Below are 13,832 nucleotides of genomic sequence, written 5' to 3' on the forward strand. Positions count from 1 at the left end.
TCAGTAATATTATATAAGAAATATATCTAAAAGACAACGAAACTTTTTATTTCATGTCAGAAATTACGTCAAATAACTCATTTTTTTCTCTTTCACGCGTTTTTGTCACGAACGAATATGCGAGATGTATCGCCAACGAATCAAGTAAAAATAGACTATTTGTATTAAAACAAAAAAACCAAAAGCAAAGAAAACTTCTTTTACAATGGAAATATTAGCAATATCCTTTAAGATGCCTTGAACCATAAGAAAAGCAAAAGCACTATGCATCATTGCAACACCCCACGGTAAGAAAAATTGTGGGAATAAATGACGATTCACAAGCTTTTTGAGCTCCGTATCTGTTAAGCCCATTCGCTTTAAGACATCGAATTTACGCTTTTCTCTTTCAAGAGAGGCATGCAATTTAAAGTAAACGAAGCTACCTGCTGCTAATAAAAATACCGATGCTACTAAGACACCAACTAATGTAAATAATGAGTAAGTAGCTATTACATAAGAATAATTTAATCCTGCATTTTCAAAGTAAAATGGGCTAAATTTACCCTTCTTATTAATATCTTGAGATGCTGCTAACCCGTCTATGTCCTGGCCGATATCTTTCGATTCCATCCACTGAGGAATATAGAATGTAAATAAATGATAGGTTGGCTGCAAAACATTTTTATTGGCAAGCGGCTTGATGAGTCTTGCAAAATCCTCGTCGCTTATCACGATTGAATTGACACTAACAATAGAGCCTGGGAATACTATTTTAGGATATACACTATCAATAGTTAACGGAATAGAATTCTCCTCCAACACAGTATGCACAACTTTATTTTTTAGTTTTTTCAAGGATTCTTCTGAATAGGGTATAAACACTGCTTCTCCGGCAGACAAGTCAAGTAATGGATAACTAAAGGACGACAGCAATACATTCATATCCGATTCTCTAAAGACTTCAACCTCATTATGAGTAAAAGAAGACGTTTGCTTTACAACAACAAAGCGAGATAAATGGTAGGACAGACCTTTCTCCTCTAATTGAATACGTAAAGAGTCGATATGATTTCGTTCATACGGATTGTCGACATCTCCCTTATAAACGAGCCCTAGAGGATTTAAACGGTCATACTGTGTTGTATACGAAGACATCGTTGCTAAAACACCGACCGATAAAAATGCCATTGTTGACACCATCGTTACAACAAAAAACATTTTCACATTATCCTTCATAATATGTGTTTGCTCAGCTAACGAAAGGAGACGATAGCGTTGCCAATGATATTCTCGTTTACCCCGAGCTTTATCTAAAAAGCAAGGTACAGAATCACTGAAAAAATAATATGTTCCAAAGGTTGCTGACAGGGGGATTAATAATGTTAATCCAATTAATGATGTATTCGACACGATAAATGCTAGTACGTATGTTGATAAAATGAGGGCAATGCCATATACTGCACGGATTTTCGAATAAGTTGAATCACTATTTAAATAATCACTTCCCTTAATAAGGTCGCGTAATTTTCTTTCACGTGTAAAATACACACTGATAAAGGAAATAACTACAAAAGCACTTGTAAAGACACCGATTGTTAGTAAAAATGGCTCCCACGAAACATACATGGGCAATTTATCTAAATGTAAAATTTCTCGGACAATCATGAAAAAGAATTTCGAGAATGAGAAACCAAATATAATTCCAACAATAATAGAGCCCGATCCAATAATCATTGTCTCCAAAAAGACAAGCTTATTCATCTGGCGTCTTTCCATTCCTAGATGTAATAAAATCGCAAACTCATGTGATCTAGCCTCTAAAAAGGCACTCATCGAATAATATAAAAAGAATAATGTAAAAAGAACGAGTACGATTTCCGCACCGACCATCCCAATTAACGATGTCTCTCCTAAAATCCCTCGTTCAATATCCGGATGAAACATGAGCATTGAATAGATAAAAAACACAGCCACAGAAAAAAAGCTTGCCATGAAAAAGGCACCGTATATACGGCTGTTCCGTACGACATTACGGTAAGCGAATTGTCGAAAGGTCACCTACTTGTCCTCCTCCTAGTAAGCTCAAAACATTTAATATTCGTTGGAAAAACATTTGACGACGGTCATCTTTGTAAATTTCATTGAAAAATTCTCCATCTTTAATAAATAACACGCGATCACAGTAGCTAGCTGCAATTGGATCATGTGTTACCATTACAATCGTCGTTTGCTTATCTTGATTAATTTTCGTTAAAAGTTCAAGTACATCACGCGAAGAATTCGAATCCAAATTGCCGGTCGGCTCATCTGCTAAAATGAGACTTGGATTATGAATAAGTGCTCGACCAATTGCCGTTCTTTGTGCCTGTCCACCTGATATTTCATTTGGGCGTTTATGCAAAAAAGAAGTTAAATCAAGCTTTTCCACGATACTTGCAAGACGCTCCTCCATTACTTCTAATGGCTGTTGATCTAATGTTAGTGGCAGCACAATATTCTCTTCCACTGTCAGCATATGCAAAAGATTAAAATCCTGAAAAACGAAACCAAGTTGTCTTCTTCTAAAGTAGGCAAGCTCAGTCGCATTCAGCATATGAGGATTCATGCCATCTAAAATGATTTCTCCACTAGTTGGTTCATCAATCGTAGAAATGATATTCAATAATGTTGTTTTTCCACTTCCTGATGGACCCATGACTGCTAAAAACTCACCTTCCTCCACATCAAAGCTTAGTTGATTGAGGGCACGATGAGTTACTTTGCCTTCATAGACCTTCGTCACGTCTTTTATTTGTAAAATAGGCATACCTTGTTCACCTTATTTCTTCATTAATTCCATGGATTCTGGTAAAAGCCATTGCAAAACTACCTCAAAGCCAATTTGAAAATGTGGCTCTGTTAATAATACGGCTGACTCATTGCCATCCTCTTCCACTAGACTAAAGCAATGCTCTCCAACAATTACATCCCAGGCATCGATTTCACCTTCGATTATTTCTCCAAAAATCGTATAATGCCCACTGTACATCACTTGTTCACCTTCTACAGGAAAAGCGTTAAGTAAAGTTGGTTTATGTAAGTCTAGCCCAAGCTTATTCGAAAAATGCATAACTTCTCCATTAAGCAAAAGACTAGCCTTACGGAAATTTTGGCAGGATAAACACACACAAACATCGTTATGCGATTCGTATAATGCCGTTGTTTTTTCAGTTTCAATATTTAAAACCCACTCGTCAAAGCGTACTTCTTCCATCTCTGCACCCCTATTTCGTAAATGTCACTGTAACAATAGTTCCTTTTCCTACCTCTGATGTAATGTTTAATTCATGACCGAGTTTTTCACAGATTTCTTTAGCCAAATATAAGCCCATCCCTGTGGATTCCCCGGTTTTACGTCCATTCTCACCAGTAAAAAAGGCTTTAGTGACACGGGATAGATCGGAAGCTGGAATTCCAATACCTTCATCACAAATGGCTAACTGTACGCAGTCATCCTTTTTAATGGCCGAAATCACTATTTTTTTATTTGCTTCAAATGTATATTTAACCGCATTGGTTACGAATTGCCCGATAATAAAACGAAGCCATTTTGAATCACTCGCTACAATTATGTCATCCTCAATATGAATTTCCGGGAAAACTCGCTTTGTAATAAATAAACGTTTATTTTCATTAACAGTTGCAGTAACAATCGTTTTTAAAGCAACCTGTTCTACTTGCATATCCTCTTCAAAATTTTCTAATCGAGCATTTACAAGCACCATATCCAAGCCTCTACGCAAGCGATCGATTTCCTCCTGTACATTCTTTTTATCAAGAGGTCGTTCATCCTGTAATAAGAGCTCAATTACGGAAATAGGTGTTTTCATTTGATGAACCCACTGATTCATAAACTGATCATGTCGTTTTTGACTTGCATATAACGAATGCAGCTCATGCTGGTATAGTCGATATAGTTCATGCATATATTTCTCGGACTGTATCGCCACAGGTGTTTTAGCATTTTTTTGTAACACATCCTCCATATTTTTAGGAAGGTGCGATATTTTTAATAAAAAACGTTGGCGCATTAAATAGCGGATAAGTAAAAAAGAGGCTAATAACACTAAACTAATACAGAAGGAATAAATAGCCGTATCGACATTTCGAAAGCCGTCCAGCCAGTATAGAACCATGATGAAACCGACTAAAAAGAACTGGAAAATGATGAACGATGCGTAATCACGTAAAAATAATTTCCAGTCCACTATAACTCACCTGCACTTAATATAAAGCGATATCCTGCCCCGCGTACCGTTTCAATTGATGACGAAATATGATAATCCGCTAGCTTTTTACGTACTCGTGTCATATTGACGTTCAATGTATTTTCATCAACAAATGCCTGATCGTCCCAAAGCTCTTCTAAAAGTTGCTCACGCGTCACTACTTTTGGCGCATTCCCCATTAATAGTTCTAAAATGATACATTCTTTTTTCTGAAGAGGAATCTCTAAATCATTTTTATGAAGCTCCATTCTTTCTAAATGAAGAATAAGCTGTCCTTGTTTAATTGTCCGTTCCTCTTGTCTTGCTGCATATTCACCATATGTACGACGCAAGTGACTACGGATTTTAGCCAGTACAATCTCATAATTAAATGGCTTCGTAATAAAATCGTCGCCCCCATTTTCAAGCGCGAAAATTTGATCCATTTCCCCAGATCGAGCCGAAATAAAAATAATAGGACAAGTTGTATGTTGACGTAGTTGGCGACACCAATAATAGCCATCGTACGAAGGTAAATTTATATCAAGCAACACCATGTGTGGGTTAAATGCTGTGAATTCTTCAACGAGATGATCAAATTCTTTGATCGTTTCAACTTCGTATTGATATTTTCTAAGCGTTTCTGCGAGCAATGATGCAATCTTTACATCATCTTCGACAATAAATATTCGATGCTTCTCCATACCAACACTCCTTTCTATCTTATATTGTATCAAAAAAAGGCCCACTGACATAACTGTCAGCGAACCTTTTGTAGCAAAAGTTAACACGAATCATTAGCTACAGATTTTTGTGTCAAAATGCCTCTGCCTAAATAAGGGGCATTTCATAACGTGGGGGTGATTTCCGTTCCGGCTAGGCGCTTTGTTGTTGCTGTCGCTTCGCTTTCGCACAGAGAAGAGCTTCCTGGGGCGTCCGATGAGCCGCTTGGGCCTACACGATGTAGGTCACGAAGGCGTTATCACAGGACGTGATGTTTTTAGCCTTCGTTCCTCTGCCTGCTCGCTCCAGGGTCTCATCTGTGACGCTGATCCCCAAGGAGTCGCCTAGCCTCCACTCCAATCACCTTTACTCAAAGCACACGTTTTAACAAAGTAATCTTCTACTTTTGAACACAAGATTCTCTTAATAAATTAATTGTAGAAACTCTTCTGTCGTAATTCCACCAAAGTATGTTGGAATATCAATATTTGCTAACGCCTCAGCGATTGCAGTTCGATCATAGTTTGTCCCAACTAATCGTTGTTCAACATCTGCCATGTCGCCCACGCCAAAGAAATCACCAAAAATATGCGCATCTTCAATAATTCCGTGATTCACTTCTAAGCGAATATCAATGCCTCCTGTTGGGAAACGATGCGTTTTTTGAATATTGAAGCGTGGTGATTTGCCATAGTTCCACTCCCATGTTTGATAACGCTCAGCAGATAGCTTGTGTATATTTGTCCAATCTTCTTCTGTTAGCTCGTAGTAGCGAATATTTTCCTCACCATCGAAAATCGATTTTAAAATTTCTAAGCGGAATTCTTCAACCGTCATCTTTTCCTTCAAGAACTCAGAAATATTAGCCACTCGCGAACGAATTGATTTAATACCCTTTGATTCAATTTTATCTTTCTTTACCTTTAAAGCAGATACAACAGCATCAATTTCTGTATCAAACATTAAAGTACCGTGGCTATACATACGACCCTTCGTCGAAAACTGTGCGTTCCCAGAAACTTTACGTCCTTCCGCTAAAATGTCGTTGCGTCCTGAAAGCTCAGCATGAACGCCCATTTTTGCAAGTGCTTCAACAACAGGCTGTGTAAACTTTTTATAATTCATAAAGCTTTCGCCATCGTCTTTAGTGATAAAACTATAGTTAAGGTTCCCTAAATCATGATACACTGCGCCTCCACCAGAAAGACGTCGTACAACGATAATGCCATTATCCTCCACATAATCTGTATTAATCTCTTCGATAGTATTTTGATTTTTACCAATGATGATCGAAGGCTGATTAATGTAAAAAAGTAGCACTGGCTCCTTCTCAACATCCATCGTTTTTAATAAATACTCCTCAATGGCAAGATTAATGCGTGGATCATGAATCCCTTTATTATCAACGAATATCATAATACGTCTCCTCCTTCACAAAATATCCATATTTATTTTAACGTAAATTAGGCATTTAGTGTTGACGAAAAGCATCTGTTATAATACACTAGAAAATATCAAAACAGTAATAGTACAGATGAACTTAAAGGAGGAGTCCACAATGTTAGAAAACGTAGTTGAATTTTTCAAGAATCTACCTGCAAAGCAATGCACAGAATGCGGTGAAAAAATTGAAGAACAAAGTGAATGCTACAGCAACACTTGTGAAAAATGTAACCACCTATAAGCATTTGCCTATTCTGTAATAGTCATATACGTGCCCCACACGTACTAATATTGACACCCCTCATCATATTTTTGATGAACCCTTAATTAAATCTCTTACACTTACGAAACAACAGCTGATACGCTCATATCAGCTGTTGTTTTTTGTAGATCTTGGAGCTGAGGGGGGTTTCTTCTCGGACCTGCGCGATTCTTCATGATACCCGAGCGGTTCGAGGGGCTACCCGATCACTTTTTCGGCTTACCCGAGCGATTCGGGGCGTTACCTGATCACTTTTTCGGTATACCCGAGCGGTTCGAGGGGCTACCCGATCACTTTCTCGACATACCCGAGCGGTTTGGGGCGTTACCCGATCACTTTTTCGGCATACCCGAGCGGTTTTCACTTGAACCCGAGCAATTCGTCACGATACCCGAGCGACTCCCCCTCGCACCCGAGCGTTTCCCCGCACCCGAGCAGTTCATCCCTACACCCGATTTAAAGCAATTGCCCAACCACAAAAAACACCCACCATACACGGGTGGGTGTCAAATTTGTTATTTTTAGTTCTCTTCGGCTACTTTTGAGTAACGTTTTGCATGTAGTAACATGAAATAACCGAATGTAATAGCTAAGAATACTACTAGGAAACCTAATAGAATTCCGTAGTTTTGCATTAAGAATGATGTATCACCAGTAGAGATACTTGCTTTAAATGCTTGAATAGTATACGTCATTGGTAATAGTTTATTAAATACTTGTAATGGTTCTGGAATTAACTCAAGTGGGAACGTACCTCCACTTGTTGTAAGTTGTAAAATTAATACAATAATCGCCATGAAGCGTCCTGGATCACCGAACATAGACACTAACATTTGGACTAAAGCTAAGAAAACATAGCTTGCTAATAATGCTGTTAGGAAGAAATATCCTAAACTATGCACTTCAAGGCCTAAGCCCCATTTTACTATAACCACTGTTATTATAGTTTGAATTAAGCCGACTATTGCTAAAACTGAGACTTTACTTGTAAACCAAGCTGCCCCATTTTTTGGACGAATCGCCGGTTCCACAAGTGGGAAAACGATAGAGATCATTAAAGCACCAACTAATAAGCCTAAAGAAACAAAGTATGGTGCGAAGCCTGTTCCATAGTTAGGTACATGGTTAACAGATTCTTTATCAATCTCGACTGGGTTACCTACCATATCATAAGTGTCTTTATTCACATGAACTTCGCTTGCTTTTTCACCTGCTTCACCTAATTCGCCAGATAAAGTTGATGTACCATTTGCAAGTTCAGATGAACCATCTGCAAGCGTTGCAGAACCTTGTGCTAACTCACCTGATTTTGATGCAAGTGTTGATGTACCTTGATTCAATGCTGTTGAGCCACTTGCTAGTTCATTTAAACCTGCAGCTAATGTTTTAGAACCTGTTACAGCTGTATTAACACCAGCATTTAATTCACCTAATTTTTGCGCAAGCGTTGCATTACCAGCTTGGAGACCTTTTGCTCCTTCGACTAATGCACCACTTTTTGCTGTTAATGCATTAGCACCTGCTAACACTTCTCCTTGACCTGCTGCAATTTGAGTTGCACCAGAACTTACTTGATTAGCACCTGCTTGTAATTTTTCTGTACCAGCAGATAAAGAATTTAAGCCATTAGACACGCTGGCACTTCCTGCTTGTAGCTCTGCTAAAGTTTGTTTTAATGCTGCAGCTTGCTCTTCAGGTAGTGAAGCCATCATGCCTTGTAATTGATTGGATAAAGCCGTGATACCTTCTTCTACTTTTGCAGAACCAGCAGTTAATTGGTTTGCTGCACCATTTAATGCGCCTGCATTGTCAGCAATTGAAGCTGCACCTGAACTAATTTGTTGTTGTTTTTCATTAATTGTAGATAAACCTGCTTGCACCTTCGCTACACCTTGAGTATATTGTGATAAACCTTGCTCAAGGGTTGTTGCTCCATTTGCTGCTTGCTGTGCACCTTTTTGTAATTGTCCAGTTCCGTCTTCTAATTTTACTAAGCCAGAAGATAAATCGCTTGCGCCTTTTGCAGCGTCTCCAGCACCTTTAGTAATTTTATCCGTACCATTTGACAATTCAACTGTACTTGATGCTAATTGCTCAAGATAACCTTTTAAATCTTTCGCACCATTGGCTAAAGATTTGGCACCTTCATCTAGCTTACTAGAGCCATCAGCAGCCTCTGTAAAGCCATCTCCCATTGTTGTAATCGTATCAAATAAATTTTCTGCATAAGTAGTTGAAACTTGTGTATTTACTTCCGCACGTATACGTTCCATTGCTGAATCGCCAATTTGTGCACTTAGGAAGTTTAATCCTTCATTTGGAATATAGTTCAAGACTAATTTAGAAGGTTTGTCATTTAATAATGTAGTTGCATGCTCAGAGAAATTTGTTGGAATTTCTAAAATCATATAGTAATCTCGACCATTTAAGCCTTTTTCAGCTTCTTCTTTGGATACTTCAATAAAGTTAAAATCCTTACTTTTGACGAGATTATCGACTAAGTCTTTCCCTACATCTAATTTAACTCCTTCCATTTCAGCACCTTTATCTTGATTGACAACCGCTACCGGCAATTCAGATAGGCTTCCATATGGATCCCAAAATGCCCATAAAAACATACCCGCGTACATGACTGGGATAAATAGTACAGCGATTATTGAAACAAGCATTTTTTTTGTTTTAAAAATATTCAGCCATTCAGCTTTAATCATACGTTTTCTTCACTCCTAAACCACTTGACCGAAAACGTCATTCGGTCATTTTTGTTCAAAAAAAATCTAGACCTTCATAGGGTCCCTAACTTCTACTTGATTCAGCATTAGTTTCCTATTATCTCAACCAAATCAAGTTAAAATTAGCCCACGAAAGATTGTTTCCTTGAAAAGATTCAGTATCTTTTCTTCTGGAATAATGTCGCCATGTAGCTCCTGCCAATCAACGATAAATGCAAGATACGCCTTTAACAACAAGTAGCTTACTAATTCTGCATCACAGTCTCTAATTTCACCTTTATCAATACGTCTTTGAATTAATTCAGCAACATACGATAAAATTTCAGTCTCAATGCGAATTAAAACTTGTTTGACTGCCGGCGTTCGCAATTCTTTTTCTTCTTCTAATAACTTCGCAAATAAAAGATGTTTTTCACGGAATTGTAGCATTTTCATTAAAGCATTATGTGCATTCTCCATAAAGCTAGCTGATGCATCCAACACTGCATCTGCCTCAGCCTTCATCCCTTGTACAAGTGACATGGCTATCTCTTGAAATAAAATTTCTTTATTTGCAAAGAATGTGTAAATCGTTCCTTTACCGACATTAGCAATTTTCGCTACTTGCTCCATCGTTGTCGCCTTGTAACCAAACAATGTAAAGGATTTTGCAGCTGCTTCAAGAATTTCCTGCCTACGATCCATTAGTAACATCCTTTCTTGTTATGTTATGTACATGCTTTGTACACGAAAATGATAATGACCAGAAAACCATTTCGGTCATCTGGTCATTATCATATTCCTATTTTAAAAATAATGCAAGCATTTAATTGTGATTTTTTTCACTTTTTTCGTGTTCACTATGCTCAGCATCTTCTGATTTATTATTACCTTGATCCGTCATATTTTGATCCATGCTATTATTCGCTTTTTCATCCTCTGGTAAAACTTTCGTCATATCAGGTTTCCCAGCCGTAATTTGTTGCTTCGGCATATTATGAATTCCATTAGCAGAAGTTGTATGAGCAAACATATAATAAACACCATCGTGGTCAAATGTAGCCGTTGCTTTATAAACGCCATCTTTCTCTAATTTACCGTCCATCATTTGGCTCTCATCGCGTTTACCAGATTCCCATACCTCAAATTGTACACTTGCATCATCCACGTTTTTTCCACCCTGCTCAACGCGTGCTGCAAGTTCAATCGTTTCATTAATCGCTACTTCTTTTGGTGTTAAAATTTCAACCTCTGGAATTTCTGGTATCTCTGGTTCTTTCAAAGCTGCCGGCTCTTTTTTTTCACCGCAACCTACCAATAAAGCAGGTATTGCGATTAATGCCAATAACCATTTTTTCATGTTTTATTCCTCCATTAGCGGCAACATAATTTTTATTACTGTGCCTTTTTCAACTTCACTTGCAATGTCAATTTTGCCATGTAACTGCTTCAACAATTGTTCAACAATTGACAAGCCTAGTCCACTGCCACCATCAGCTCGACTTCGTGCTTTGTTAACACGATAAAAACGCTCGGTTACATGCGATAAATCCTCCTGTGGAATACCGATTCCATAATCCTTTATAGTTATTACTGCATGACCATTATTTTCAATAGCAGTGATTTCAACTTTTGACTGCTCATACGAGTAATTAATGGCATTTTCAATAAGATTAATAAAAATTTGTTTCAGCTTTACTTCATCAGCTTTGATGATTAATGCATCATCTGCCTCCAAATGGAGTGTAATGCTTTTTTTCTTTGCTTGATGAGTTAATATTTTTTGAACCTCGCGTAATGTTTCAGCAAGAGGGATTGGATATAAAGTTATTTCGGTTTGTTCATTTTCCATACGAGCAAGTTGAAGTAATTCATTTGTCAAACGTTCCATACGATTCGCCTCACGTACAATAAGCTGGATCGTTTCCTCTTTTTGATTATCTGGAATAATGTTCTTCTGTATTGCTTCACTATATCCCTTCACATAGCTAATGGGCGTCCGTAACTCGTGTGAAACTGTTGCTAAAAACGTTTTTTGAGCCTCATCCTCTTGTTGTATAGCCTCTGCCATTTCATTAAAGGTGCTGGATAATCTTCCAATTTCATCTTTTGAATGAACTGGTACACGTGTTCCATAGTTTCCGTGTGACATTTGCTCAACAGCTCTTTGCAAATTGCTTAAAGGTCGCATTATATGACGAATTCCTTTATAAATTAAAAAGCTGATGACAATTAAAAATATAAAGGCACTGACAAATAAGAAAATGACCTCATTATTTGCTAACTCACTAATTTTGACTAGAGGAAAGTAAATATAAATAATCCCTTCAAGCCTATTTTGATCTACTAGTGGAAGTACTACAGAAATTAGCTTTCTATCAAATCGGGGCTCATAGCCGATTTTTTGCACATATTCACCTGCAAGTAATTGCTGTCGTTCCTCAGGGCCAATTAATGTTTCGAAATCAATATCGAACGGTACACAAGCACTTAGTTCTCGTGGATTCCTTACTGCAAAAATATTCAAATTTGAGTAATTCGCATAATTTTCTATATCCGCAATAAATTCATCCGTAACCTTTCCACTGGTATACATAGATTGTAGCTTTGTTCCAACTTCTACCATCATTTCTTCCGTGTCTTCTACATAAAGTCGCTCATATAAATAATCTGTCAGGACATACATAAAGAAAACGGTAATGATTAAAAATGCAAAGATTAATAACAAAATGCGTGTTGAAATCTTTCTCATTCGCCAGGATCAAAACGGTAGCCTACTCCCCAAACGGTTTGAATATGCCCCGCGGCTTCCTTTCCAAGCTTTATACGTAAGGTTTTTATATGAGTGTCAACCGTTCTCGTCCCCCCTACGTAATCAATGTCCCAAATGCGTTCTAGTAGTTGCTCCCTTGTATACGCGTTTCCGGGATTATTCATAAATAAATGTAATAGTTCAAACTCCTTTAAAGTAAGCGGAACACTTTTTCCATCTACAGATACTTTACGTGAAATCTCATCTATCTTAATAGGTCCAATCATCACATATTTTTGCTGTAAATCTGTAATGTTTGTACCACTTCTTCTCAATACAGCATGGATTCGCGCAACTAGTTCATCGTTTGTAAAAGGTTTTACAAGATAATCATCTCCGCCAAGTGTAAGACCTCTAACTTTATCCTCATTTGAATCACGTGCTGTCAGGAAGATAATTGGTACATTCGACATTACACGTATGCTTTGACAAACTACAAAGCCATCTTCATGTGGCATCATCACATCGAGTAGAACCAAATCAATTTTTTCGCGCATAATAATATCATATGCTTCTGTACCACTTGCTGCTGTAAAGGTCTCAATTTTTGAATTATTGAGCATCATTTCTATTAAATTACGCATATCTTGTTCATCATCAACAATTAATACAGTTGTCACGTTTTTTCCTCCCTCACTAACAGTTGAAATGCACCTTGCCCCACATCAACTGTCTTGTTAACCTGACCATCTTTTATGAAATACAAAGTATGGTCATCATAGCCAGCGACAACAATATAATCTTTCAACTGATTTACGGCAAATGGATTAGCTCCTACCTCTTGCTCCCATTTTACATTTCCATCAAAGTCGACCACATATAATTTATTATGGCCATGACTAACAACAAGGACAGCATCCTTTGTTTTAGTTAATCCAACAGGCATTAAAGGCATTTCAATCTTTCCATGCGCCTTGCCCGTCGTAAGATCATATTTTTTCACAGCACTATTCGGTTTGCTTCCTTCTCCATGGCCACCAATCCAAAGCTCATTCTTCTCTTCAAGAATTGCTATCCCATGTGATGATTTTTGAATCGGCCATTCTTGCTCAACCTCTAGATTATCAATATTTAACACCGATAATTTCGTGTCTTTATAATTAATCACATATAGCTTATCTTCATGAGCAGCCATTGACATAGGATAATTACCAAGCTTTTGTGTTGCAAGCTCATTGCCCTTCTCATCAAAGCTTGTCACTGTATTTGTTTTGCTATTCGTAATAAAAAACTGTTTTTTATTTTCAACATAATACACATTAGTTGTACCAACCTGTACTTTTTTGGAATAGCTCTTCTTCCCGGTTGATAATGTATAGACATCAATTTCATTCAATTGATGACCATACAATAACACATGATCCTGTCCGAGCAATACTGCCCCTGAGTAAGCTTTGTCAAATAACCATGTTGCTATTACATTACCTTGTTCATCTATAAAATCTAGCGAAGGTTCTTGTATATTTAAGGACGCAATAAAATTCTGGTCTCGTTCAATAGGCTCAAGCGACTTCTCCGTACATCCTGCTAACAATACAATCTGTACTAAAGAAAAAATGAAGAATGCCCATTTTTTCAACATCATCACCTCTGTTTCTTAACTATACTTCACAATTGTGAAATCCGCGTGAAACTTGGAAGGTAAATTTATG

13 protein-coding genes are annotated in these 13,832 nt (G+C 37.5%); 1 reads left to right on the forward strand and 12 read right to left on the reverse strand.

Annotated features, from left to right (window positions below; translation table 11 throughout):
• Positions 1 to 105: 105 nt before the first annotated feature.
• From QUF91_RS23365 to lplA, 6 genes are all read right to left on the reverse strand, one after another.
• Positions 106 to 2,040, reverse strand: coding sequence for an FtsX-like permease family protein (locus QUF91_RS23365; protein ID WP_289419518.1), 1,935 nt, complete (start codon positions 2,038 to 2,040; stop codon positions 106 to 108).
• The gene (locus QUF91_RS23370; RefSeq protein WP_285397871.1) at positions 2,012 to 2,788 is read right to left on the reverse strand and encodes an ABC transporter ATP-binding protein; all 777 of its coding nucleotides are present in this window, start codon (positions 2,786 to 2,788) and stop codon (positions 2,012 to 2,014) included. The genes QUF91_RS23365 and QUF91_RS23370 overlap by 29 nt, the downstream gene beginning before the upstream one ends.
• Positions 2,789 to 2,800: 12 nt before the next feature.
• Positions 2,801 to 3,235 carry a hypothetical protein gene (locus QUF91_RS23375; protein WP_289419519.1) on the reverse strand — a complete coding sequence of 145 codons (435 nt, stop codon included), beginning with the start codon at positions 3,233 to 3,235 and terminating at the stop codon, positions 2,801 to 2,803.
• A gap of 10 nt (positions 3,236 to 3,245) precedes the next feature.
• The gene (locus QUF91_RS23380) at positions 3,246 to 4,229 is read right to left on the reverse strand and encodes a sensor histidine kinase (protein WP_285397874.1); all 984 of its coding nucleotides are present in this window, start codon (positions 4,227 to 4,229) and stop codon (positions 3,246 to 3,248) included.
• Positions 4,229 to 4,933 (reverse strand): response regulator transcription factor, encoded by a 705-nt coding sequence (locus QUF91_RS23385; protein WP_289419520.1) that lies wholly within the window; start codon positions 4,931 to 4,933, stop codon positions 4,229 to 4,231. Before QUF91_RS23385 ends, QUF91_RS23380 begins: the two co-directional genes overlap by 1 nt.
• A 442-nt stretch (positions 4,934 to 5,375) precedes the next feature.
• Entirely contained in the window at positions 5,376 to 6,368 is a 993-nt protein-coding gene (gene lplA / locus QUF91_RS23390; protein WP_289419521.1) for a lipoate--protein ligase, read from the reverse strand.
• A 142-nt stretch (positions 6,369 to 6,510) separates the two neighbouring features.
• Here lplA and yhfH point away from each other — a divergent pair, with 142 nt between their 5' ends.
• Positions 6,511 to 6,636: a protein YhfH gene (yhfH, locus tag QUF91_RS23395; RefSeq protein ID WP_012292204.1), complete on the forward strand. Its 126-nt coding sequence runs from the start codon at positions 6,511 to 6,513 to the stop codon at positions 6,634 to 6,636.
• Between the two features lie 542 nt (positions 6,637 to 7,178).
• On the opposite strand, the gene QUF91_RS23400 is transcribed toward yhfH, so the two are convergent.
• The 6 genes from QUF91_RS23400 to QUF91_RS23425 all read right to left on the reverse strand — a co-directional run bounded on the left by QUF91_RS23400 (position 7,179) and on the right by QUF91_RS23425 (position 13,762).
• A complete protein-coding gene (locus QUF91_RS23400; protein WP_289419523.1) occupies positions 7,179 to 9,368 on the reverse strand; it encodes a YhgE/Pip domain-containing protein in 2,190 nt (729 codons plus the stop codon).
• 132 nt (positions 9,369 to 9,500) lie between these two features.
• Positions 9,501 to 10,073, reverse strand: coding sequence for a TetR/AcrR family transcriptional regulator (locus QUF91_RS23405; protein ID WP_285396374.1), 573 nt, complete (start codon positions 10,071 to 10,073; stop codon positions 9,501 to 9,503).
• Positions 10,074 to 10,194: 121 nt separating this feature from the next.
• Complete coding sequence (locus QUF91_RS23410) at positions 10,195 to 10,728, reverse strand: FixH family protein (RefSeq protein ID WP_289419524.1); 534 nt, start codon at positions 10,726 to 10,728, stop codon at positions 10,195 to 10,197.
• A 3-nt stretch (positions 10,729 to 10,731) separates the two neighbouring features.
• Positions 10,732 to 12,120, reverse strand: coding sequence for a sensor histidine kinase (locus QUF91_RS23415; protein WP_289419526.1), 1,389 nt, complete (start codon positions 12,118 to 12,120; stop codon positions 10,732 to 10,734).
• Positions 12,117 to 12,800, reverse strand: a complete 684-nt coding sequence (locus tag QUF91_RS23420) for a response regulator transcription factor (RefSeq protein ID WP_285396371.1) — start codon at positions 12,798 to 12,800, stop codon at positions 12,117 to 12,119. Before QUF91_RS23420 ends, QUF91_RS23415 begins: the two co-directional genes overlap by 4 nt.
• Positions 12,797 to 13,762, reverse strand: coding sequence for a YncE family protein (locus QUF91_RS23425; protein WP_481817441.1), 966 nt, complete (start codon positions 13,760 to 13,762; stop codon positions 12,797 to 12,799). Before QUF91_RS23425 ends, QUF91_RS23420 begins: the two co-directional genes overlap by 4 nt.
• Positions 13,763 to 13,832 lie beyond the last annotated feature (70 nt).

It is taken from the genome of Lysinibacillus sp. G4S2, from assembly GCF_030348505.1.
GTDB lineage: Bacteria > Bacillota > Bacilli > Bacillales_A > Planococcaceae > Lysinibacillus.

Bases quoted from the DNA above. Each gene is read 5' to 3' on its own strand.
- QUF91_RS23370 (WP_285397871.1), bottom strand. From the start codon at position 2,788: ATGCCTATTTTACAAATAAAAGACGTGACGAAGGTCTATGAAGGCAAA.
- QUF91_RS23375 (WP_289419519.1), bottom strand. From the start codon at position 3,235: ATGGAAGAAGTACGCTTTGACGAGTGGGTTTTAAATATTGAAACTGAA.
- QUF91_RS23385 (WP_289419520.1), bottom strand. From the start codon at position 4,933: ATGGAGAAGCATCGAATATTTATTGTCGAAGATGATGTAAAGATTGCA.
- lplA (WP_289419521.1), bottom strand. From the start codon at position 6,368: ATGATATTCGTTGATAATAAAGGGATTCATGATCCACGCATTAATCTT.
- yhfH (WP_012292204.1), top strand. From the start codon at position 6,511: ATGTTAGAAAACGTAGTTGAATTTTTCAAGAATCTACCTGCAAAGCAA.
- QUF91_RS23400 (WP_289419523.1), bottom strand. From the start codon at position 9,368: ATGATTAAAGCTGAATGGCTGAATATTTTTAAAACAAAAAAAATGCTT.
- QUF91_RS23405 (WP_285396374.1), bottom strand. From the start codon at position 10,073: ATGGATCGTAGGCAGGAAATTCTTGAAGCAGCTGCAAAATCCTTTACA.
- QUF91_RS23410 (WP_289419524.1), bottom strand. From the start codon at position 10,728: ATGAAAAAATGGTTATTGGCATTAATCGCAATACCTGCTTTATTGGTA.
- QUF91_RS23415 (WP_289419526.1), bottom strand. From the start codon at position 12,120: ATGAGAAAGATTTCAACACGCATTTTGTTATTAATCTTTGCATTTTTA.
- QUF91_RS23425 (WP_481817441.1), bottom strand. From the start codon at position 13,762: ATGTTGAAAAAATGGGCATTCTTCATTTTTTCTTTAGTACAGATTGTA.